The 20,095-nt window shown below is 70.3% G+C and carries 25 protein-coding genes and 1 pseudogene; 12 read left to right on the top strand and 14 right to left on the bottom strand.

The window, feature by feature from the left end; genetic code table 11:
• Complete coding sequence (gene rph / locus VGD93_RS05650) at positions 1–717, bottom strand: ribonuclease PH (RefSeq protein WP_395010048.1); 717 nt, start codon at positions 715–717, stop codon at positions 1–3.
• A gap of 154 nt (positions 718–871) precedes the next feature.
• On the opposite strand from rph, the gene hrcA reads away from it, so the two are divergent.
• Together hrcA and grpE are read left to right on the top strand one after the other, a co-directional pair.
• Entirely contained in the window at positions 872–1,957 is a 1,086-nt protein-coding gene (gene hrcA, locus VGD93_RS05645) for a heat-inducible transcriptional repressor HrcA (RefSeq protein ID WP_395010088.1), read from the top strand.
• 83 nt (positions 1,958–2,040) lie between these two features.
• Positions 2,041–2,655: a nucleotide exchange factor GrpE gene (grpE, locus tag VGD93_RS05640; RefSeq protein ID WP_395010046.1), complete on the top strand. Its 615-nt coding sequence runs from the start codon at positions 2,041–2,043 to the stop codon at positions 2,653–2,655.
• A 145-nt stretch (positions 2,656–2,800) separates the two neighbouring features.
• On the opposite strand, the gene VGD93_RS05635 is transcribed toward grpE, so the two are convergent.
• The 3 genes from VGD93_RS05635 to VGD93_RS05625 all read right to left on the bottom strand — a co-directional run bounded on the left by VGD93_RS05635 (position 2,801) and on the right by VGD93_RS05625 (position 4,222).
• Positions 2,801–3,148 carry a hypothetical protein gene (locus VGD93_RS05635; RefSeq protein WP_395010044.1) on the bottom strand — a complete coding sequence of 116 codons (348 nt, stop codon included), beginning with the start codon at positions 3,146–3,148 and terminating at the stop codon, positions 2,801–2,803.
• Between the two features lie 76 nt (positions 3,149–3,224).
• A complete protein-coding gene (gene pncA, locus VGD93_RS05630; RefSeq protein ID WP_395010042.1) occupies positions 3,225–3,857 on the bottom strand; it encodes a bifunctional nicotinamidase/pyrazinamidase in 633 nt (210 codons plus the stop codon).
• An 8-nt stretch (positions 3,858–3,865) separates the two neighbouring features.
• The gene (locus VGD93_RS05625) at positions 3,866–4,222 is read right to left on the bottom strand and encodes a hypothetical protein (RefSeq protein ID WP_395010040.1); all 357 of its coding nucleotides are present in this window, start codon (positions 4,220–4,222) and stop codon (positions 3,866–3,868) included.
• 262 nt (positions 4,223–4,484) lie between these two features.
• Here VGD93_RS05625 and dnaK point away from each other — a divergent pair, with 262 nt between their 5' ends.
• The 4 genes from dnaK (at position 4,485) to VGD93_RS05605 (ending at position 9,530) form a co-directional block, all read left to right on the top strand.
• Positions 4,485–6,392, top strand: a complete 1,908-nt coding sequence (dnaK, locus tag VGD93_RS05620) for a molecular chaperone DnaK (protein WP_395010038.1) — start codon at positions 4,485–4,487, stop codon at positions 6,390–6,392.
• A 147-nt stretch (positions 6,393–6,539) separates the two neighbouring features.
• Positions 6,540–7,574, top strand: a complete 1,035-nt coding sequence (locus VGD93_RS05615; protein WP_395010036.1) for an alpha/beta hydrolase — start codon at positions 6,540–6,542, stop codon at positions 7,572–7,574.
• Between the two features lie 182 nt (positions 7,575–7,756).
• Complete coding sequence (gene dnaJ, locus VGD93_RS05610; RefSeq protein ID WP_395010034.1) at positions 7,757–8,887, top strand: molecular chaperone DnaJ; 1,131 nt, start codon at positions 7,757–7,759, stop codon at positions 8,885–8,887.
• A gap of 73 nt (positions 8,888–8,960) precedes the next feature.
• A complete protein-coding gene (locus tag VGD93_RS05605; protein WP_395010032.1) occupies positions 8,961–9,530 on the top strand; it encodes an NADPH-dependent FMN reductase in 570 nt (189 codons plus the stop codon).
• 170 nt (positions 9,531–9,700) lie between these two features.
• On the opposite strand, the pseudogene VGD93_RS05600 reads toward VGD93_RS05605, so the two are convergent.
• Positions 9,701–9,928, bottom strand: a pseudogene (locus tag VGD93_RS05600) (MarR family transcriptional regulator); the annotation flags it as partial.
• Between the two features lie 299 nt (positions 9,929–10,227).
• Between VGD93_RS05600 and pyrF the strand changes: the two are divergent.
• From pyrF to VGD93_RS05585, 3 genes are read left to right on the top strand one after another with little or no spacing between them, the layout of a single operon-like run.
• On the top strand, positions 10,228–10,926 hold the full coding sequence (gene pyrF, locus VGD93_RS05595; RefSeq protein WP_395010030.1) for an orotidine-5'-phosphate decarboxylase: 699 nt from the start codon (positions 10,228–10,230) through the stop codon (positions 10,924–10,926).
• A gap of 49 nt (positions 10,927–10,975) precedes the next feature.
• Complete coding sequence (gene dapB, locus VGD93_RS05590; protein ID WP_395010028.1) at positions 10,976–11,800, top strand: 4-hydroxy-tetrahydrodipicolinate reductase; 825 nt, start codon at positions 10,976–10,978, stop codon at positions 11,798–11,800.
• Positions 11,800–12,414 carry a 2,3-bisphosphoglycerate-dependent phosphoglycerate mutase gene (locus VGD93_RS05585; protein WP_395010026.1) on the top strand — a complete coding sequence of 205 codons (615 nt, stop codon included), beginning with the start codon at positions 11,800–11,802 and terminating at the stop codon, positions 12,412–12,414. Before dapB ends, VGD93_RS05585 begins: the two co-directional genes overlap by 1 nt.
• Here VGD93_RS05585 and VGD93_RS05580 read toward each other — a convergent pair.
• Together VGD93_RS05580 and VGD93_RS05575 are read right to left on the bottom strand one after the other, a co-directional pair.
• Positions 12,404–13,270, bottom strand: a complete 867-nt coding sequence (locus VGD93_RS05580) for a methylated-DNA--[protein]-cysteine S-methyltransferase (protein ID WP_395010024.1) — start codon at positions 13,268–13,270, stop codon at positions 12,404–12,406. The genes VGD93_RS05585 and VGD93_RS05580 overlap by 11 nt on opposite strands.
• A 63-nt stretch (positions 13,271–13,333) precedes the next feature.
• Positions 13,334–13,813 (bottom strand): DUF2244 domain-containing protein, encoded by a 480-nt coding sequence (locus VGD93_RS05575; protein WP_395010022.1) that lies wholly within the window; start codon positions 13,811–13,813, stop codon positions 13,334–13,336.
• 101 nt (positions 13,814–13,914) lie between these two features.
• On the opposite strand from VGD93_RS05575, the gene nth reads away from it, so the two are divergent.
• Together nth and VGD93_RS05565 are read left to right on the top strand one after the other, a co-directional pair.
• The gene (gene nth / locus VGD93_RS05570; RefSeq protein ID WP_395010020.1) at positions 13,915–14,601 is read left to right on the top strand and encodes an endonuclease III; all 687 of its coding nucleotides are present in this window, start codon (positions 13,915–13,917) and stop codon (positions 14,599–14,601) included.
• Positions 14,602–14,663: 62 nt separating this feature from the next.
• Positions 14,664–15,686, top strand: a complete 1,023-nt coding sequence (locus tag VGD93_RS05565) for an adenosine kinase (protein ID WP_395010018.1) — start codon at positions 14,664–14,666, stop codon at positions 15,684–15,686.
• An 8-nt stretch (positions 15,687–15,694) separates the two neighbouring features.
• Here VGD93_RS05565 and coaA read toward each other — a convergent pair whose 3' ends face one another.
• Genes coaA through VGD93_RS05530 form a run of 7 tightly spaced genes read right to left on the bottom strand, consistent with a single transcriptional unit; the run spans position 15,695 to position 19,819 of the window.
• Positions 15,695–16,642 (bottom strand): type I pantothenate kinase, encoded by a 948-nt coding sequence (gene coaA / locus VGD93_RS05560; protein ID WP_395010016.1) that lies wholly within the window; start codon positions 16,640–16,642, stop codon positions 15,695–15,697.
• A complete protein-coding gene (locus VGD93_RS05555) occupies positions 16,639–16,968 on the bottom strand; it encodes a phosphoribosyl-ATP diphosphatase (RefSeq protein WP_395010014.1) in 330 nt (109 codons plus the stop codon). The genes coaA and VGD93_RS05555 overlap by 4 nt, the downstream gene beginning before the upstream one ends.
• Positions 16,965–17,771, bottom strand: coding sequence for an imidazole glycerol phosphate synthase subunit HisF (gene hisF / locus VGD93_RS05550; protein ID WP_395010012.1), 807 nt, complete (start codon positions 17,769–17,771; stop codon positions 16,965–16,967). The genes VGD93_RS05555 and hisF overlap by 4 nt, the downstream gene beginning before the upstream one ends.
• Positions 17,768–18,517 (bottom strand): 1-(5-phosphoribosyl)-5-[(5-phosphoribosylamino)methylideneamino]imidazole-4-carboxamide isomerase, encoded by a 750-nt coding sequence (hisA, locus tag VGD93_RS05545; RefSeq protein WP_395010011.1) that lies wholly within the window; start codon positions 18,515–18,517, stop codon positions 17,768–17,770. Before hisA ends, hisF begins: the two co-directional genes overlap by 4 nt.
• Positions 18,514–18,804, bottom strand: a complete 291-nt coding sequence (locus VGD93_RS05540) for a DUF1330 domain-containing protein (protein ID WP_395010009.1) — start codon at positions 18,802–18,804, stop codon at positions 18,514–18,516. Before VGD93_RS05540 ends, hisA begins: the two co-directional genes overlap by 4 nt.
• On the bottom strand, positions 18,801–19,454 hold the full coding sequence (gene hisH, locus VGD93_RS05535; protein ID WP_395010007.1) for an imidazole glycerol phosphate synthase subunit HisH: 654 nt from the start codon (positions 19,452–19,454) through the stop codon (positions 18,801–18,803). Before hisH ends, VGD93_RS05540 begins: the two co-directional genes overlap by 4 nt.
• Entirely contained in the window at positions 19,451–19,819 is a 369-nt protein-coding gene (locus VGD93_RS05530; protein ID WP_395010004.1) for a DUF2628 domain-containing protein, read from the bottom strand. The genes hisH and VGD93_RS05530 overlap by 4 nt, the downstream gene beginning before the upstream one ends.
• 113 nt (positions 19,820–19,932) lie before the next feature.
• Here VGD93_RS05530 and VGD93_RS05525 point away from each other — a divergent pair, with 113 nt between their 5' ends.
• Positions 19,933–20,055, top strand: a complete 123-nt coding sequence (locus VGD93_RS05525; protein ID WP_395010001.1) for a hypothetical protein — start codon at positions 19,933–19,935, stop codon at positions 20,053–20,055.
• The last annotated feature ends 40 nt before the right edge of the window (positions 20,056–20,095 follow it).

Here is a 20,095-nt window from a genome sequence, read left to right as displayed (position 1 = left end):
TCAAGCACCGAGCGCCGCCTTCTGCAGCGCCGTGAGCTGGCTGACGCCGGCCTCGGCGAGGGCCATCAGCGCTTCCAGCTCGGCGCGGGTGAACGGGGCCTGCTCGGCCGTGCCCTGGATCTCCACGAACCGGCCCGAGCCGGTCAGCACGAAATTGGCGTCGGTATGGGCCTCGACGTCCTCGAGATAGTCGAGGTCGAGCACCGGGGTGCCGCGATAGATGCCGCACGACACCGCCGCCACCGAATCGCGCAGCGGCTCGCCCTTGGTCAGCTGGCGCGCCTTGAGCCAGCCGATGGCGTCGGCCAGCGCCACGTAGGCGCCGGTGATGGAGGCGGTGCGCGTGCCGCCGTCGGCCTCGAGCACGTCGCAGTCGAGCGTGATCTGGTTCTCGCCCAGCGCCTGCATGTCGACGACGGCGCGCAGGCTGCGGCCGATCAGGCGCTGGATTTCCTGGGTGCGGCCGGTCTGCTTGCCCTGCGCCGCCTCGCGCCGGGTGCGGGTGCCGGTGGCGCGCGGCAGCATGCCGTATTCGGCGGTGACCCAGCCCAGCCCCTGGCCGCGCCGCCAGGCCGGCAGCGCCGTCTCGACGCTGGCCGTGCAGATGACGCGGGTCGCGCCGAAGGCGACGAGGCAGCTGCCCTCGGCCTTGGGGGCGACGTTGCGCTCGAGCGTCACGGCGCGCATCTCGTTCGGCTCGCGTCCGGATGGGCGCATCGGGCAAATCACCTCGGTTGGGTTGGCGTTAACCGCCTCTTAACGCCAGCGGGGGGCCGGAACAAGCGCCGCGGGGATTGGAGTCGGGGGGGATTTTGCCTAAATGGTGAAGATCGCCGGCGTGGCCACGCGCGGCGTGTGGCGACAGGGCAAGATGAGCAAAGCACCGGAGGACTTCCTGGCGGTCCTCAACAGCCGCAGCCAGGACATCTTCAAGCGCCTGGTCGAGCGCTATCTCGAGACCGGCATGCCGGTCGGCTCGCGCGACCTGTCCCGCCTCCTGGCGGTCGGGCTCAGCCCCGCCTCGGTGCGCAACGTCATGGCCGACCTCGAGGATCTGGGGCTGATCGCCGCCCCGCACACCTCCGCCGGCCGCGCGCCGACGCAGGCGGGCCTCAGGTTCTTCGTCGACGCCATGCTGGAGGTGGGCGCCGTCGACGAACGCGAGCGGCAGGCCATCGCCAGCCAGATCGGCAGTCAGGCGGCCGGGCAGGGCAAGGTCGAGGATCTGCTGACCGAGGCCAGCCAGTTGCTGAGCGGGCTCAGCCACGGCGCCGGCGTCGTCATCGCGCAGAAATCCGACCTCGTGCTCAAGCACATCGAGTTCGTCCGCCTCGACGCCGAGCGCGCCATGGTGGTGCTGGTGGGCGAGGACGGCACGGTGGAGAACCGGGTGGTGACGCTGCCGCCCGGGCTGACCGCGAGCGCCCTGGCCCAGGCCGGCAACTATTTGGCCAACTTCGCCGTGGGCAGGACGCTGAGCGAGGCGCGCCAGGCGCTGCAGCACCAGCGGGCGAGCCAGCTGGCCGAACTCGACGAACTCACCCGCAAGCTGGTCGAGGCCGGCATGGCCACGCTCGCCGACACCGGCAGCACGACGCCACCCACCGTGATCGTGCGCGGGCGCGCCAATCTGCTCAACGACACCATGGCGTCGGAGGAACTGAGCCGGGTGCGCCAGCTGTTCGACGAGCTGGAGAGCGCCGACGGGCTGATCGAGCTGCTCGGCGACGCCGAAACGGCGCAGGGGGTGAAGATCTTCATCGGCTCGGAAAACAAGCTGTTCTCGCTTTCGGGCTCGTCGGTGATCCTGTCCCCCTACAAGGACGCCAACGAGAAGGTCGTCGGCGTCCTCGGCGTCATCGGCCCGACGCGGCTCAACTATGCGCGCATCGTCCCTGTCGTCGACTACACCGCGCACGTGCTCTCGGAGATGATGCGCCGCAAGCGCGACGGTTGAATTTTCCGCGCCGGTAGCCGATATGCGGGGCAACTCGCCGCCGGTCGCGGCTCCAACCACAGAACTTGCGGAACAGCAGCATCATGACGAGTGACGAGAACCTGGAATCGGCCCCCGACTCCGAGACCCAAGCCGGCGAAGGCACCGCCGCGGCATCCGAACCCGCCGTCGACGAGCTGGAAGCACTGCGCCAGAAGAATGCCGAGCTGACCGACCGGCTGCTCCGCCTCGCCGCCGAGATGGAGAACCTGCGCAAGCGCACCGAACGTGACCTCGCCGATACCCGGGCCTACGCCATCACCGGCTTCGCCCGCGACATGCTGACCGTCACCGATTCGCTCAACCGGGCGCTGGCGGTGCTGCCGGCCGAGGCGCGCCAGGGCGCCGACCCGACGCTGCAGTCGCTGATCGACGGCATCGAGATGACCGAGCGCGAGATGCAGCGGCTCATGGCCAAGCACGGCGTCACCCCGATCGAGGCCGAGGGCCAGAAATTCGACCCGCACCGGCACCAGGCGATGTTCGAGGTCCCCGACCCGAGCCAGCCCGAGGGCATGGTGGTGCAGGTGGTGCAGGCGGGCTTCGCCATCGGCGAGCGCGTGCTCAGGCCGGCCATGGTCGGCGTCGCCAAGGGCGGCCCGCGGCCCGGCAAGGCGCCCGACTCGGCGCCCGAAGCAGGCGTCGACAAGAGCGCCTGACGCAGCAGGGGCGGCCCAAGGGGCCCCTCCGACGCCCCGTTCGCATCGTTGGCGCATCGGTCTACCGCAGTCGGCGACGCGGTCAGGCCGGGACGTCAGGCGCACCGCCACGTCCCAGCCGGGCTGGCCGTCGTCCGGGTGGGCGCTACGGCGCGACCAGTTGCTGGCAGGCGGCCACCTCGTGGCGCGGACTCCCGGCGGTGATCTCGTCGAGGACCTGCTGGTCGTAGGCCGCGACCGTCTCCTCCACATGCGCCGCGTCGAACCCCAACTCGCCCAGCAGCGCGGCGGCGCGGTCGCCCAGCGAACCGGCCCAGCCGTCATAGAGTTCGGCTTCGGCGACATCGCCAGCGTCGTCGGCACTGCCGGCCAGCCAGAAGAAGGCGCTGGCGCACCACAGCAGTCTGTCGGCGTCCGCCGGCAGCGCCGGCGCTGCCGCCCGGACCGGGTCGAGCAGGGCCAGCAGCAACAGGCCGGCGGCAAGTTCCCGCATCACGTGCCTCCTCCCCCCGCCCGGCGGGCGGGGCCTCCGATCCATAGCCGATTTGGCGGCGCCCGGAAACGCCGCCTCAGGCGAGGTCGGCGGCGGCGATGCGCCTGACGCCGGCCGCCTCCATGTCGGCCCACGCCTTGGCCAGCGAGCCGTGCGTGTCGATGGGGCGGGTGGCGTCGGCGACGACATAGGTCTCGAAGCCGGCCGCGCGTGCGTCCAGCGCCGTCCAGGCGACGCAGAAATCGGTCGCCAGCCCGGCGAGGAACAGCCGCCGGAGCTGGCGCTCGCGCAGGTAGCCCTCGAGCCCGGTGCGGGTGCGCCGGTCGGCCTCCTGGAATCCGGAATAGGAATCGACGGTCTCCTGGTAGCCCTTGCGCAGGACGAGCTGCGCCTGCGGCAGTTCGAGCCCGTCGTGCAGCTCGGCGCCGCGGCTGCCCTGGATGCAGTGGTCGGGCCACAGCACCTGCGGGCCGTAGGGCAGGGTGATCATCTCGAACGGCGTCGCCCCCGGGTGGTTGGAGGCGAACGACACGTGGTCCGCCGGGTGCCAGTCCTGGGTGAGGATGACGTTGTCGAACAGCCGGCCCAGGCGGTTGACCAGCGGGATGATCTCGTCACCGCCGGCCACGGCGAGGTTGCCGCCGGGGAGGAAATCGTACTGCAGGTCGACGACCATGAAGACGTCGTCGCGGGCGGGCGTGATGGGCATGCGGGGCCTCAGGATCCGAGCAGGGTGGAGCAGTCCTCGTAGCTGTAGGCGTAGTCCGCCTCGGCCCCGGACATGTTGGCGGCGACCGCTTCCTCCTGCGCCGCCTTGTAGGCGGCAAAGCCCGGCTCGGTATAGCCGGCCTCGAGATGGGCGGCGGTGGCGCGGGCGACCAGCGTCGCCGATCCGGCGGCGAAGCGCGCCGCCAGGGCCTGGTTTTCGGCGCTCGCGTCGGCGGGCAGTTCGGCGGCGATGATGCCGAAGGCGATGCCGCACCACAAATCCTTGCGCGCCGCCTCGGGCACCTCCTGGGCCAGCGCTGCGGCCGGCAGCAGCAGCGCGGGCACGAGCGCAATCAGCCTTCTCATCGCACGATCCTCTTCGCCTCGATGCCGCCGTTAGACCACAAAGGACGCGCCGGCGCCACCGCGCGGCGGCGGGGCGCCCGCCCGCAGGTTTTCTGGCGGCGCAGCGCTTGCGCCCTCCGGACCCCCCTCCTATATAGCCGTCGAGGCCCGGCGACGGGTGTTTTTCGACCAATCTCAACGAGGGACCCGTTCCCGCACGGGTTGGAGCTGCCGGAGCGACGGGGTTCCGCATCGGGTTCGCTAAAGAAGAGGCAAACGAGCAATGGCAAAAGTAATCGGTATCGACCTTGGAACCACCAACAGCTGCGTCGCGGTCATGGACGGCGCCAGCGCCAGGGTGATCGAAAATGCCGAGGGCGCGCGCACCACGCCGTCCATGGTCGCCTTCTCCAAGGACGGGGAACGGCTCGTCGGCCAGCCGGCCAAGCGCCAGGCCGTGACCAATCCGGAAGGCACGCTGTTCGCCGTGAAGCGCCTGATCGGGCGGCGCTACGACGATCCCATGGTCAGCAAGGACAAGGGCCTCGTGCCCTACAAGATCGTCAAGGGCGACAACGGCGACGCCTGGGTCGAGGTCGAGGGCAAGAAATACTCGCCCTCAGAAGTCTCGGCGATGATCCTCACCAAGATGAAGGAGACGGCCGAATCCTATCTGGGCGAGACCGTTTCCCAGGCGGTGATCACCGTTCCCGCCTATTTCAACGATTCCCAGCGCCAGGCCACCAAGGACGCCGGCAAGATCGCCGGCCTCGAGGTGCTGCGCATCATCAACGAGCCGACGGCGGCGGCGCTCGCCTACGGGCTCGACAAGAAGAACACCGGCACCATCGCGGTCTACGACCTTGGCGGCGGCACCTTCGACATCTCGGTGCTCGAGATCGGCGACGGCGTGTTCGAGGTGAAATCCACCAATGGCGACACCTTCCTCGGCGGTGAAGACTTCGACATGCGTCTCGTCGATTACCTCGCCGACGAGTTCAAGAAGGAGCAGGGCATCGACCTCAGGAGCGACAAGCTCGCCCTGCAGCGGCTCAAGGAAGCCGCCGAGAAGGCCAAGATCGAGCTGTCGAGCTCGACCCAGACCGAGATCAACCTGCCCTTCATCACCGCCGACGCCTCCGGCCCCAAGCACTTCACGCTGAAGCTCACCCGGGCCAAGCTCGAGGCGCTGGTCGAAGACCTGATCCAGAAGACGATCGAGCCGTGCCGGCAGGCCCTCAAGGACGCCGGCGTCACCGCCGCGCAGATCGACGAGGTGGTGCTGGTCGGCGGCATGACGCGCATGCCCAAGGTCATCGAGACGGTGAAGAGCTTCTTCGGCAAGGAGCCGCACAAGGGCGTCAACCCGGACGAAGTGGTGGCCATGGGCGCCGCCATCCAGGCCGGCGTGCTGCAGGGCGACGTCAAGGACGTGCTGCTGCTCGACGTCACCCCGCTGAGCCTCGGCATCGAGACGCTGGGCGGCGTGTTCACCCGGCTGATCGACCGCAACACCACCATCCCGACCAAGAAGAGCCAGACCTTCTCGACCGCCGAGGACAACCAGTCGGCGGTGACCATCCGGGTGTTCCAGGGCGAACGCGAAATGGCGGCCAACAACAAGCTGCTCGGCAATTTCGACCTCGCCGGCATCCCGCCGGCGCCGCGCGGCGTGCCGCAGATCGAAGTCACCTTCGACATCGACGCCAACGGCATCGTCAACGTCTCGGCCAAGGACAAGGGTACCGGCAAGGAGCAGCAGATCCGCATCCAGGCCTCGGGCGGGCTGAGCGAGGCCGATATCGAGCGCATGGTCAAGGAGGCCGAGGCCAATGCCGAGGCCGACAAGAAGAAGCGCGAGGCGGTCGAGGCGAAGAACCAGGCCGAGTCGCTGATCCATTCGACCGAGAAGTCGCTCAAGGACTACGGCGACAAGGTCTCGGCCGAGGAGAAGGGCGCCATCGAGGCGGCGGTCGCCGACCTCAAGGGCGTGATCGAGGGCGACGACGCCGAGGCCATCAAGGAGAAGACCGCGGCGCTGGCCGAGGCCTCGATGAAGCTGGGCGAGGCCATGTACAAGGCCAGCCAGGCCGAGGCGGAAGCCAAGGCGGCAGGGACCGACGCGACCGATGACGACGTCGTCGACGCCGACTTCGAAGAGGTCAAGGACGACGGCCAGAAATCGGCCTGACGCCGCGACGTTTCACGTGAATCAGGCGAGGCCCGGAACCGGAAGGTTCCGGGCCTTCCTTTTTTCCGGCGTGTTTGCGGCGCATGCCCTGCCCGAGCCGCCGGCGGGTTGCGGCGATCCGGCGCAGGGCATCGGGGGAAGACAGCCATGTCATCGGTGGACGTGCGCAATCTGGCGCAGAACGCGGGCGCCGCGGCCGCGGCCCCCGGCGGCGATCCGCTGGCGCGGGCCGACGCCGACATGAAGCACGTGCTCGACGTGCTGGCTGGGCTCGGACCCAAGCCGATCGAGCAGTGCAGCGCCCCCGAGGCGCGGGCCCAGCCGGGGCTCGCCCAGGCGCTCGCGCGCCTACTCAGGACCGGTCCCGACGACCAGGGCGTCGCCATGGAGTTCCGCATGATCCCCGGCCCCGCCGGCGACATCCGGGCCCGCGTCTATACGCCGCGCCGGGACGGCGGCAACGGCGGGGCGGCGCCGCTGCTGCTCTACCTGCACGGCGGCGGCTGGGTCATCGGCGACCTCGACAGCTACGACGCGACGCCGCGGGCGCTGGCCCGGCGCTGCGGCGCCGTCGTCGTCTCCGCCCATTACCGCCAGGCCCCCGAGCACCGCTTCCCGGCGGCCCATCTGGACAGCTACGCCGCGTGGCAGTGGCTGCTGGCCAATGCCGAGGCCCTGGGCGGAGCTGCCGCGAAGGCCGCCGTCGTCGGCGAGGGCTCGGGCGCCAACATGGCGGTCAACATCGCCCTGCGCGCCCGCCACGAAGGCGCGCCGGTGCCGCTGCACCTGGGGCTGGTGACGCCGATGGCCGGGGGCGATCCGTCGCTGCCCTCCTACGCCGAGAACGCCGAGGCGCGGCCGCTCAACACGGCGACGGTGCGCTGGTTCCTGCGCAAGGCGCTGCGCGACCGCGAGGCCGCCGCCGACCCGCGGCTGCGGCTCGCCGAGCGCGCCGATCTGGGCGGCCTGCCGCCCACCACCATCGTCCTCGCCGAGATCGATCCGCTGCGCTCCGAGGGCGAGGCGCTGGCCGACGCGCTGCGCCGCTCCGGCGTGTGGGTGGACTGCACCACCTATGACGGGGTGACGCACCAGTTCTTCGGCCTTGCCCAGGTCGTCAACAAGGCGATGTTCGCGCAGGCGCAGATGGCGCGCAACCTGCTCGAGGCTTTCGGCCGCTGATCCGAAGGCGAAACGCAGGCACCCGTCTCCCGCGCAGTGCGGCCGAGGCCGCCCGGCGCTGTTGAAAGCGGGGACGGCTATGGTATGAGCACCGGCCAGTACCTATCTGAGGGACGGGTTTCGCGCTAATCCGAACCTGCCTGATCGGGCAGGGGCGGTCGCAATGTCTTGGGAAGTGCCGATTGGCCAAACGCGATTTTTATGAAGTGCTCGGCGTGCCGAAGGGCTCCGACGAGGCGGCGCTCAAGAGTGCCTACCGCAAGCTTGCCATGCAGTTCCACCCGGACCGCAACCCGGGTAACGCCGACGCCGAGCACAAGTTCAAGGAAATCTCGGAGGCCTATGACTGCCTCAAGGATCCGCAGAAGCGCGCCGCCTACGACCGCTTCGGCCACGCCGCCTTCCAGAACGGCGGCGGCGGCCGTGGGCCGCACGGCTTCGGGCCCGAGTTCAGCTCGTCGATGTCCGACATCTTCGAGGACATCTTCGGCGATTTCATGGGGGCGCGCACCGGTCGCGGCGGCAGCTCGCGGCTGCGCGGCTCCGACCTCCGGTACAATCTCGAGATCACGCTGGAGGAAGCGTTCAGCGGCCGCACCGTCGAGATCGACGTCCCGACCCTGGTGAGCTGCACCACCTGCGACGGCTCCGGCGCCAAGCCCGGCACCGGCATGTCCACCTGCCGGCACTGCAACGGCCACGGCAAGGTGCGGGCGGCGCAGGGCTTCTTCACCATCGAGCGCACCTGCCCGGTGTGCCAGGGACGCGGGCAGATGCTCGACCAGCCGTGCACCGATTGCGGCGGCCAGGGGCGCCGGCAGGAGCACCGCACGCTTTCCGTCGACGTGCCCAGGGGCATCGAGGACGGCACCCGCATCCGCCTGGCCGAGGAGGGCGAGGCCGGGCTGCGCGGCGGCCCGCCGGGGGACCTCTACATCTTCGTTTCGGTCAAGCCGCACGAATTGTTCCACCGCGACGGCGCCGATCTCTACGCGCGCGTGCCCATCGCCATGACCACGGCGGCGCTGGGCGGCGAGTTCGAGGTGCCGACGCTCGACAACGCCCGCGCCCGGGTCAAGGTCGCGCCCGGCACGCAGCCGGGCCAGCGCGTGCGCCTCCGGGGCAAGGGCATGCCGATCCTGCGGAGCAAGGATTTCGGCGATCTCTACGTGCAGCTCGACGTCGAGACGCCGCAGAACCTGACGAAGCGCCAGCGCGAGCTGCTCGAGCAGTTCGAGGAGGCGTCGACCCGGGAGAACTCGCCGACGTCGGACGGCTTCTTCTCCAAGCTCAAGAGCCTGTTCGACGGCTGATGGCCGCGCGAACGGCCGCAACGGCGGCGGCAGGACGGATTGGCGCCGGGCGCCGCTGCATGGGGGCAGGACAGTGACTGAAGAGCGGCGCCTGACGGCGATCACCTTGTGCGGTTCGCTCCGCACGGGCTCGATCAACGAGATCCTGCGCCGGCACGTCTCGACGAAGCTGGGCGAAGCCGGCGTCGCGGTCACCGATCTCGACCTCGGCGACTTCGAGATGCCGCTCTTCAACCAGGACATCGAAGACGCGGGGCACACCCCTGCGAGCGCAGAGCGGCTGGCCGCGCTGTTCCGCAGCCACGACATCGTCTTCCTCGCCACCCCCGAATATAATGGCGGCCTGCCGCCGCTCGTCGTCAACACCCTCGCCTGGCTGAGCCGCCAGAAGCCCAGCCCGTTCCGGCACGCCATCTTCGGCATAGGCGGGGTGAGCAACGGCAAGTACGCCACCCTGTTTGCCCTGTCGCACCTGCGCGATTCGCTGTCCAAGGTGGGGGCGCTGGTGGCGCCGACGCTGCTCGGCCTCGGGCCGTGGCCGGAGGTGTTCGACGCCGACGGCGCCCCGAACGAGCCCTCCATCCAGTGGAAGGTGGGCCAGATCGTGCGCGAACTCACCCACTTCTCGCGCGGCGGCATCTGACAGGGCTCGGACGTCCGGCCCGGCGCCCACGGGTCGAGCCCGTAGAGTTCCACCGCGTCGGCCAGCGCCGCGCTCAGCCGATCCAGCCGGGCCGGGTCGTGCGGCTGCTGGCGCAGCCGGTCCGGCCCGGCCAGCGGCGCCGCCCGCACCAGCGCCAGGCCGGCGGGCGTGATCGCCACGAGCCGGGCGCGCCTGTCCGCCGCGTCCCGGCGCACCTCGCACAAGCCCTTGACCCTCAGCGCGTCGATCGCCTGGCCGAGCGTCGCCGCATGCCGCACCAGCGCCTTGCGCAAGGCGGCGAGCGGCAATTGCGGCCGTTCGGCGAGGCTCGCCAGCACCGCCAGCTGCAGCGGCGTCAGGTCGTGGCTGCGCCTCAGCTCCCGGGCGTAGGCCTCCATCGCTCGCTCCAGCCGCACCCAGGCGACGATGGCGGCCAGCGCCTGCTGCTGCATGTGCGGAAGATCCTGTTGCTGCGGGAACGGCTTGGCGGGATGTTATGCTCCCATAATAACATGATTCGGTCCGCGCTGCGGGAGGCGGACCTGCCTTCGGCGCGAGCCCGAGGACAGGCGCGCAGCGGTGATCTCGGGGGCACGGGCGAAGCCCAGGGCGGGGCTAGGCGCTGCGCGGATCCCGGCTTGCCCCGTCCGCCCCGATATGCGAAGCAGCCGCGATCCCACCGTCAAGGAGAACCTGGATGCCCGGCACGCTGATCGTCGCGCTCGATGTCGACACGCGGGCCCAGGCCGAGCTGCTGGTCGAGCAACTCGGCGACCGCGTCGATTTCTACAAGATCGGTTACCAGCTCGCCTATGGCGGCGACGGGCTGGCACTGGGCCGGGCGCTGCTGCAGGCCGGCAAGCGCGTCTTCTTCGACCTGAAGCTGCTCGACATCGACAATACCGTGGAAAAGGGCGTGGCCGCCATCGCCGCCACCGGCGCGCACATGCTGAGCGTGCACGCCTATCCGCGCACCATGCGCGCCGCCGCTCGCGCCGCCGCGGGCTCGGGCCTCGCCGTGCTGGGCATCAGCGTGCTGACCTCGATGGACGATTCCGACCTCGCCGAGGCCGGCTACGCCCGCGATGCCGCCGGTATGGTGGCGCTGCGGGCGGAACAGGCGCGGGTGGCGGGCATTGGCGGTCTCGTATGCTCGCCGCTCGAGGCCGAGATGGTGCGCGCCATCGTGGGCAAGCAGCTGGCCATCGTCACTCCCGGCATCCGTCCGGCCGGGGCCGCGCACGGCGACCAGAAGCGGGTCATGGGGCCGCGCGAGGCGCTGGCGGCGGGGGCCAGCCATCTCGTCGTCGGCCGGCCGATCACGGCCGCGCCCGATCCGGCGGCGGCCGCCGCCGACATCCTGGGCCAAATGGCCGGCACCCACCGCGTGGCATGAGCCGGCCCGGCCTGCTATAGGGCGTGGCGAGACGAGCGAGGACACCAGCATGGCCGACCTGAAGATCGCAGTTGCGGGCGCCGGCGGGCGCATGGGCACGGCGCTGATCCGCGCCGTGGCCGCCACCGACGGCGTCGTCGTGCAGGCCGCCTTCGACCGCATCGGCAGCCCCGCCATCGGCCGGGACGCGGGCGTCGTCGCCGGCCTCGAGGCCAACGGCGTCGTCATCCTCGACCACGTCGAGGCGGCCCTCGCGGGGGCAGAGGCGATTCTCGACTTCACCGCTCCGGCGGCCAGCGTGGCGCTGGCGCGCGAGGCGGCGGCACGCGGGCTCATCCATATCATCGGCACCACCGGCTGCGGCGCCGAGGACGACGCGGCCATCGCCGCCGCGGCGCGGGCCGGGGCCCGCATCGTCAAGTCCGGCAATTTCTCGCCCGGCCTCAACACCCTGCTCGGACTGGTCCGCCAGGCGGCGGCGGCGCTGCCCGGCTACGACGTCGAGATCGTCGAGATGCACCACAACCAGAAGGTCGACGCGCCCTCGGGCACGGCGCTGATGCTGGGGCAGGCGGCGGCCGAGGGGCGCGGCATCGAGCTCGCGACACACGCCGTGCGCGGGCGCGACGGCCACACCGGGGTGCGGCCGGCCGGCAGCATCGGCTTTGCGGCGCTGCGCGGCGGCACCGTCATCGGCGACCATACGGTGATCCTCGCCGGCGAGCGCGAGCGGCTCGAATTCACGCACCGCGCCGAGGACCGGGCGATGTTCGCCAGCGGGGCGGTGCGCGCCGCGCTATGGGCCCGCGACCGGGGGCCCGGGCTCTATTCCATGGCCGACGTGCTCGGCTTTACCAGGCAGGAAGACCACTGATGACCGGAACGCTGATTCTCGTCCGCCACGGCGAGAGCGAATGGAACCTCAAGAACCTGTTCACCGGCTGGCGCAATCCGGGCCTCACCGAGAAGGGCATCGCCGAGGCGGTGGCCACCGGCCGCACGCTCAAGGCGGCGGGGATCGTGCCGGACCTGTTCTACACCTCGGCGCTCAGGCGCGCCCACCAGACGCTCGACCTGATGCTCGAGGAGATGGGCATCGTCAACCTCGCCATCGTGCGCAACCAGGCGCTCAACGAGCGCGACTACGGCGACCTGGCCGGGCTCAACAAGGACGACGCCCGGGCGAAATGGGGCGAGGAGCAGGTGCATGTGTGGCGACGCTCCTACGACGTCGCCCCGCCGGGCGGCGAGAGCCTCAAGGACACGGCGGCGCGGGTGCTGCCCTATTACGAGGCCGAGATCCTGCCCGAACTGGCGCGCGGCAAGACCATTCTCGTGTCGGCGCACGGCAATTCGCTGCGGGCGCTGGTGATGGAAATCGAAGGCCTGTCGCCCGACGCGATCGTCAAGCGCGAGATCGCCACCGGCGAGCCCATCCTCTACCGCATCCGGGCCACCGGCCGGCTCGAGGAAACCGTCAGGTTCTGAGCGCGACGGCGCTTTCCCAGCCGAGCATGGCGCGCTTGCGCGGCAGCCCCCAGTGGTAGCCGGTGAGCGCGCCCCCGGCGCCGACGACGCGGTGGCAGGGCACGACGAAGGAAACCGGGTTCTTGCCGACGGCGGCGCCGACGGCGCGGGCCGCCGCCGGCCGGCCGATGCGGCGGGCAACGTCGCTATAGGTGGTGGCCTGCCCGACGGGGACGGCGAGCAGCGTCTCCCACACCCGGACCTCGAAGTCGGTACCGATCAGCACCACCCGCACCGGCTGCTGCGGGTCCCAGCGCGCGGGCTCGAAGATGCGCGCGGCAAGGGGCGCGACAGCGGCATCGTTGCGAGTGTAGCCGGCCCGCGGCCAGCGCCCGGCGAGATCGGCGAAGGCCCGCTCGATGTCCGCCGGGGTGTCGGCGAAGCCGATCCCCGACAGGCCGTATGGGGTGAGGGTGAGCACGGCCACCCCGAACGGGGAGGGCGCGGCGCCCCACACCATCTCGAGCCCGGCGCCGCCGCTGCGCCAGGCCCCCGGCGGCATGGCCTCGTGGCTGACGAACAGGTCGTGCAGGCGCGAGCCCGAGGACAGGCCCACGGCGTAGGCGGTGTCGAGCACGCTCTGCCGGTCGGCGAGCAGCCGCTTGGCGTGGTCGAGCGCCACCGCCTGGGCGAAGCTCTTGGGCGTGAGCCCGCACCAGCGCCGGAACAGCGCCGTCAGCTGCCGCTCGGACTTGCCCAGGGCTCGGGCGAAGCCGGGCAGGTCGGTCTGATCCGGGCCGGCGGCACTGAGATAGGCGATGGCGGCGCGGACCGTCTCGTAGTCGGAAGCGGGGGCGAGGGCATGGTGCTGCGTCATGGTGGGGCGAGCCTAGCCCCCCGGCGGCGACGGGGCGACCCGGTTTTGACGCGGCCGACCCACCTAGCTGCGGGCCTTCTTCAGCGCCGTGCCGAAGACCTTGGCGAAGCTGGTCTTGTCGTCGGGGCTGAGGAAGGCGCCGATCTCGGTATCGCTGTCGGGGGTGCGCAGGTGCAGGGCGGTGATGCGTTCGTTGAAATCGCGCTCGATCACCAGCTTCACATAGAAGGGGTTGAAGGTGAGCACCTGCTCGCGGCCGCGGGCCGAAACCTGCCGCACCTCCAGCTGGTCGGCCCACAGCGTCACCTGCTCGAATTGCCTGCCGCCCTCGACGGCGGTCCGCAGGGCCCACCAGACGAGGGCCACGTCGAGGCCGAGAAAGGCCGCAATCGGCCAGGCCCCGAGCGACAGGAAGATCATGGCGGGGACGCTGGCGAGAATGGCGGCAATGGCAACGACGAGCCGCAGGCCGCGCCGGCTCAGCGAGCGGTTCGGCGTCAGCGTCGCCGCGAACAGCGGCCTGGCCTGTGTCCTCGTCGTCATCGTCATTCTTATCCCGCATCGCCGGTGGACAAACCGGGTTCCCCGCCGCCGGGCGGCCCGCTAGGAAATTCCAGCACTAGCGCCGAATCAGAGCAACGAAAATGACTCCGAACCGACCTTCGCGCCTGCCGCCCCAAGATGTCGAAGCCATTTTCGGCGCTTTTGCGGCGGCCGACCCCGAACCGAGGGGCGAACTCGACTACACCAACCCCTTCACCCTGCTGGTCGCCGTGGTCCTCTCAGCGCAGGCCACCGACGCCGGCGTCAACAAGGCGACGCCGACGCTGTTCCGGCAGGCCGACACGCCCGAGAAGATGGTGGCCCTCGGCCCCGCCGGCATCGAGGACATGATCAAGACGATCGGGCTGTTCCGCACCAAGGCAAGGAACGTCCACGCGCTGTCGCAGAAGCTGGTGGCCGACTACGGATCAGAGGTGCCGGCCAGCCGCGACGAATTGATGAAGCTGCCGGGTGTGGGGCGCAAGACGGCGAACGTGGTGCTCAACATCGCCTTCGGCCAGCCCACCATCGCGGTGGACACCCATCTGTTCCGCGTCGCCAACCGCACCGGGCTGGCGCCGGGGGCGACCACCCTCGCCGTCGAGGAGGGGCTGCTCCGGGTGGTCCCGGAGAAATATCTGCTGCACGCCCATCACTGGCTGATCCTGCACGGGCGCTACGTGTGCAAGGCGCGCAAGCCCGAATGCTGGCGTTGCCGCATCCGCGACTGGTGCCGCTACGAGCCCAAGACGCCGCCGCCCGATCGACCGCCGGCGCGCTCCCGCTGACGGTTGCACCGGCGGCGCAAGTCCTCTATTTCCGGGCGGCGGCGCACGCAAGGAAGTCTCGATTGGCCGACACCCGCTTCGACGTTCTGACCATCGGCAATGCGATCGTCGACGTGATCGCCCATGTCGGGCCCGGTTTCCTCGCGCGCGAAGGCCTCGCCGAGGGCATCATGCATCTCGTCGACGAAGAACGGTCGATCTACCTGTATGACCGCATGCCGGCGGACAAGCGCCAGATCTCCGGCGGCAGTGCCGCCAACACGGCGGCCGGCGTCGCCGCGCTGGGCGGCCGCGCCGCCTTTGTCGGCAAGGTCGCCGACGACCCGCTCGGCGACATCTTCGCCGACGACCTGCGGCGCATCGGCGTCCATTACGGCGTCAGCCGCCTCGCCAGCGGCCCGTCGACGGCGCGCTCGATGATCCTCTTATCGCCGGACGGCGAGCGCACCATGAACACCTATCTGGGCGCGTGCCACCGCCTCACCGAAGCCGATATCAGCGAAGACGAGATCGGCGCGGCCACCGTCACCTACATGGAGGGCTTCCTGTGGGACCCGGTGGAGGCCAAGAAGGCCTTCGTCCGCGCCGCCAACTATGCCCACCGGCACGAGCGCGCCTGCGCCTTCACGCTCTCCGACCCATTCTGCGTCGACCGCTACCGCGACGAGTTCCTCGACCTCATCCGCTCGCAAACCGTCGACTACGTCTTCGCCAACGTCAACGAACTCAAGTCCCTGTACGAGACCGACGATTTCGGCGCCGCCGTGCAGCAGATCGCGCGCGACGCCGAACTGGCTGCGGTGACCATGGGGGCCGACGGCGCCATGGTGGTGCATAACGGCGAGATCGTCGCCGTGCCGGCCTTCCCGGTCGATCCCGTGGTCGACGCCACCGGGGCGGGGGACCTGTTCGCCGCGGGCTTCCTCTTGGCCGTCTCCCGCGGGCAGGAACTGGAGATGGCCTTGCGGCTCGGCTGCCTTGCCGCCTCGGAAGTGATTTCCCATATCGGCGCACGACCGGTCCTCGACCTCGAGGAACTGGCCGTCGAGCACGGGCTGGGCGGCGGCGAACCGGTGCCGGCCTGAGCGGCGGCTCAGAGCTTGCGCAGCGCCACCCGTTCGATGGCGTGGCTCGCGCCCTTCTTGAGGATGAGATCGGCGCGGCTGCGGGTGGGCAGGATGTTCTCGCGCAGGTTGGGCAGGTTGATCGCCTCCCAGGCCCAGCGGCCGAACTTGGTCGCCTCCGCCTCGCTCATCCGGCTGAACTTGTGGAAGAAGCTCTTGGGGTCGGCGAAGGCGGTCACCCGCAGCCGCGCGAAACGCTGCATGTACCAGGCGCTGAGATCGGCTTCGTCGGCATCGAGATAGATCGAGAAGTCGATGAAGTCGGAGGCAAACACCAGGGGCCTGCCGTTCTTCGGCAGTTCGCCGGCCTGCAGGATGTTGAGGCCCTCGACGATCAGGATGTCGGGCCGGTCGACGACGATCTGTTCGCCGGCGACGACGTCGTAGACGAGGTGGGAATAGACCGGCACGCCGACCTGCGCCTTGCCCGACTTGATGTCGGAGAGGAAGCTGATGAGGCGCTGGCGGTCATAGCTCTCGGGGAAGCCCTTGCGGTCCATGAGCCCGCGCGCTTCGAGCACGGCGTTGGGATGGAGGAAGCCGTCGGTGGTGACGAGGTCGACCCGGGGCGAGGAGGGCCAGCGCCTGAGCAGCGCCTTGAGGATGCGCGCCGTCGTCGACTTGCCCACCGCCACCGACCCGGCGACGCCGATGATGTACGGCACCTTGTGGCCATTGCTGCCGAGGAACCGGCTCGAGGCCTGGTGCAGCGCCTGGGTGGCCTCGACGTAAAGCGAGATCAGGCGCGACAGCGGCAGGTAGATGGCCTCCGCCTCGCGGAACGAGATCGGGTCGCCGAGGGCCCTGAGCCGTTCGATGTCGGGGGCATCGAGCGTCATCGGCTCGTCGGCGCGCAGCCTCGCCCACTCGGCCTTGGTGAAGTGCAGATAGGGCTCGAGGCCACCGCCGTCGCTCATTGACCACCCTCCCGGCGCGCCGCCTTCTCCTCGAGCCCGGAGCGGGCGGTGCGCGCTTCGAGCGTCGCCATCACCGCGGCGAGGTCGATATCCGCCGCCCTGAGCAGCACGAGCAGGTGGTACAGCACGTCCGCCGCCTCCGCCGTGAGCCCGGCGCGGTCGCCGGTGACGGCGGCGATGGCGGCCTCGACCGCCTCCTCGCCCAGCTTCTGGGCGCAGCGCTCGATGCCCCGCGCGATGAGCTTGGCGGTGTAGCTGTCCTCGGGCGCGGCGCCGGCGCGCTCGAGCACGCGGCTGTTGAGATGTTCGAGCGTGAATGCCATCACAGTGTCCCCAGCGGGCGGTCGTTGCGAACGGCAATGCCGTTCCGTTCGAGGTGGGCCTTGGCCTCGCCGATGGTGAAGGTGCCGAAATGGAAGATGGAGGCGGCGAGCACGGCGCTGGCGTGCCCCTCCCGGACTCCGGCCACCAGGTCATCGAGCGTGCCGACCCCGCCCGAGGCGATCACCGGCACGTCGACGGCATCGGCGATGGCGCGCGTCAACGCCAGGTCGAAGCCTGACTTGGTGCCGTCCCGATCCATCGAGGTCACCAGCAGTTCGCCGGCACCGCGCTCGACCGAGCGCACCGCGAATTCGACCGCATCGATCCCGGTCGGGGTGCGGCCGCCATGCGTGTAGATCTCCCATCCGGACGAAGCGTCGCCCCCCGCCCCCCCGCTGCGGCGCTGCTTGGCGTCGACGGAGACGACGATGCACTGGTCGCCGAATTTGTCGGCGGCCCGGGCGACGAAGTCCGGGTCGTTCACCGCCGCGGTATTGATCGACACCTTGTCGGCGCCCGAAAGCAGCAACCGGCGGATGTCCTCGAGCTTTCTTATGCCGCCGCCCACGGTGACCGGCATGAAGCAGTGCTCGGCGGTGCGGGCGACGACGTCGAAGATGGTGTCGCGGCCTTCGGCGCTCGCCGTGATGTCGAGGAAGCACAGTTCGTCGGCGCCGGCCGCGTCATAGGCGATCGCGGCTTCCACCGGGTCGCCGGCGTCGACCAGGTCGACGAAGCGCACGCCCTTGACGACGCGGCCGTCCTTGACGTCGAGGCAGGGGATGAGGCGGATCTTGAGGCTCATCGCTTTGCCGCTCCCTTTGCCGCGCCGCCGAGCAGGGCGAGTGCTTCACGTGAATCAATGCGCCCGTCATACAGCGCCCGGCCGGAGATGGCGCCCTCGAGGATCTGCATCTCGGGCCGCGTCAGCATCCGGACATCGTCCATCGAGGCGAGCCCGCCCGAGGCGATGACGGGGATCGAGACGGCGCGGGCCAGGTCCAGCGTCGCCTCCCAGTTGATGCCGGTGAGGATACCGTCGCGGTCGATGTCGGTATAGACGATGGCCGCCACGCCCGCGCCCTCGAAGCGGCGGGCCAGCTCGACGGCGTCCAGCTCCGAGGTCTCCGCCCAGCCCTCGACGGCAACCCGGCCGCCGCGGGCGTCGATGCCCACGGCCACCCGGCCGGGGAAGCGCCTGGCCGCATCCCGCACCAGCGGCGGATCGCGCACGGCCGCGGTGCCGAGGATGACGCGGGCAACGCCCTTGTCCAGCCAGGTCTCGATATCGGCAAGCGTGCGGATGCCGCCCCCCAGCTGCACGGGAACCTGCACCGCCCGGACGATGGCTTCGACGGCGGCGCCGTTGACGCTCGCCCCGGCGAAGGCGCCGTTGAGGTCGACGACGTGGATATAGCGGAAGCCCTGCTCCGCGAACGCGAGCGCCTGCGCCACCGGGGACGCGTTGAACACGGTGGCCTGGTTCATGTCGCCCAGCTTCAGCCGGACGCACTGGCCGTCCTTCAGGTCGATGGCGGGAAAGAGGATCATTCGACCCCCTCGACAATCACCATATGCGCCGACGAGGACGCCAGGCGAAGCTGCAGCGCCGCCTGGTATTCGGGCGATCTGTAGCAGGCGAGCGCGCGCTCGTAGCTGTCGAACTCGATGATCGCGTTGCGCGTTCCGGTCGGCCCCTCCGGGCCTTCGTAGCGGCCGCCGCGCGCCAGGAACCTGCCGCCATAGCGGGCGAACGCGACGGCATTCTCCTCGATATACCGCTTGTAGGTGTCGGGATCGCGGATCGTCACCGACACCATCCAGTAGCCTTTGCTCACGGCGTCCACCTCAAGAAATTCGCGATCAGCCGCAACCCCAGGGACTGGCTTTTTTCGGGGTGGAACTGCGTGCCGAACATGTTGTCGCGGCCGACGCACGCCGTCACCGCCTGCCCGTACTCGGTGGTGGCGACCAGCGTCTCGGGATCGCGCGGGGCGAAATGATAGGAATGGACGAAATAGGCGTGCAGTCCGTCCTCGCCGTCCGGGATGCCGGCGAGCAGCGCATGCGGCTTCAAGAAGGTGAGCGTGTTCCAGCCCATGTGCGGCACCTTGCGGCCGCCTGCCGGCGCCAGCCGGACCACGGCGCCCGGGATCCAGCCGAGCCCCTGGCTGACGGTCTTCTCCCGGCCTTCGTCGGCCATGAGCTGCATGCCGACGCAGATGCCCAGGAACGGCACGCCGCCCCGGCGGACCCGCTCCTCCAGCACCTCGACCATGCCGCCGACGGCGTCGAGCCCGGCCCGGCAGTCGGCGAAGGCGCCGACGCCGGGCAGCACGATGCGGTCGGCGCGGCGCACGGTTTCGGGATCGTCGGTGACGATGATGCGGGCCGGGCTGGGCAGGTCGTCCGCGGCCCGCTCGAAGGCCTTGGCCGCCGAGCGCAGGTTGCCCGAGCCGTAGTCGACGATGGCGACGCTCTGGCTCATGGCCGGGTAACCCCGGCGCGCTGCAGCCAGGCGGCCTCGGCGAGATCGCCTGCCGCGGCGATGATCTCGGTGCGACAGGTCCAGCCCCGGCGCCGCAGCGCTGCGCGGCGCAGCGACGGCGCCTCGAAGCCGATCAGCACCGCCAGCAGCACGTAGAGCCAGAAGGCGGCGGCGCCCCCGAGCCAGGGTGAAGCCAGCGCCAGCGCCGCGGCGGCGACGGCAAAGATCACGAGCTCGAGCCACAGCCCGTGCAGCACCGCGAACACCGGCGGCAGCAGCACTGCCAGCCAGGAGAAGCGCTCGGGGACGGAAACGGGAGCCTCCCGCACCGGCGTGCCGCGCTCGAAGATTGCATAAAGGGTCACGGGACAAGTCCTCGTTCTCGGGCGGTTTCGCCTTAGAGCAAAATCGTCCCGCTTGGAAGCGCGGCGCAGCCGGGCTAGGCTACGACATTGGTCACACCGGAGGGGAACAGGACATGGCTCACAGCGAACATCCGACGCCACAGGCGGATTTTGTCGGCACACTGGCGCTGGTGCTCGCGGCGCTGGCCGTGCTGTCGGCGCTGATCGTCGTCGTGGTGGCGCTCAACGCCGCCTGAGCTACAGCATTCCCTTGGTCGAGGGCACCCGGTCCGCCGC

Source organism: Devosia sp. (genome assembly GCF_036406155.1).
GTDB lineage: Bacteria > Pseudomonadota > Alphaproteobacteria > Rhizobiales > Devosiaceae > Devosia_A.
This window is presented reverse-complemented; position numbering and strand designations above follow the sequence as displayed.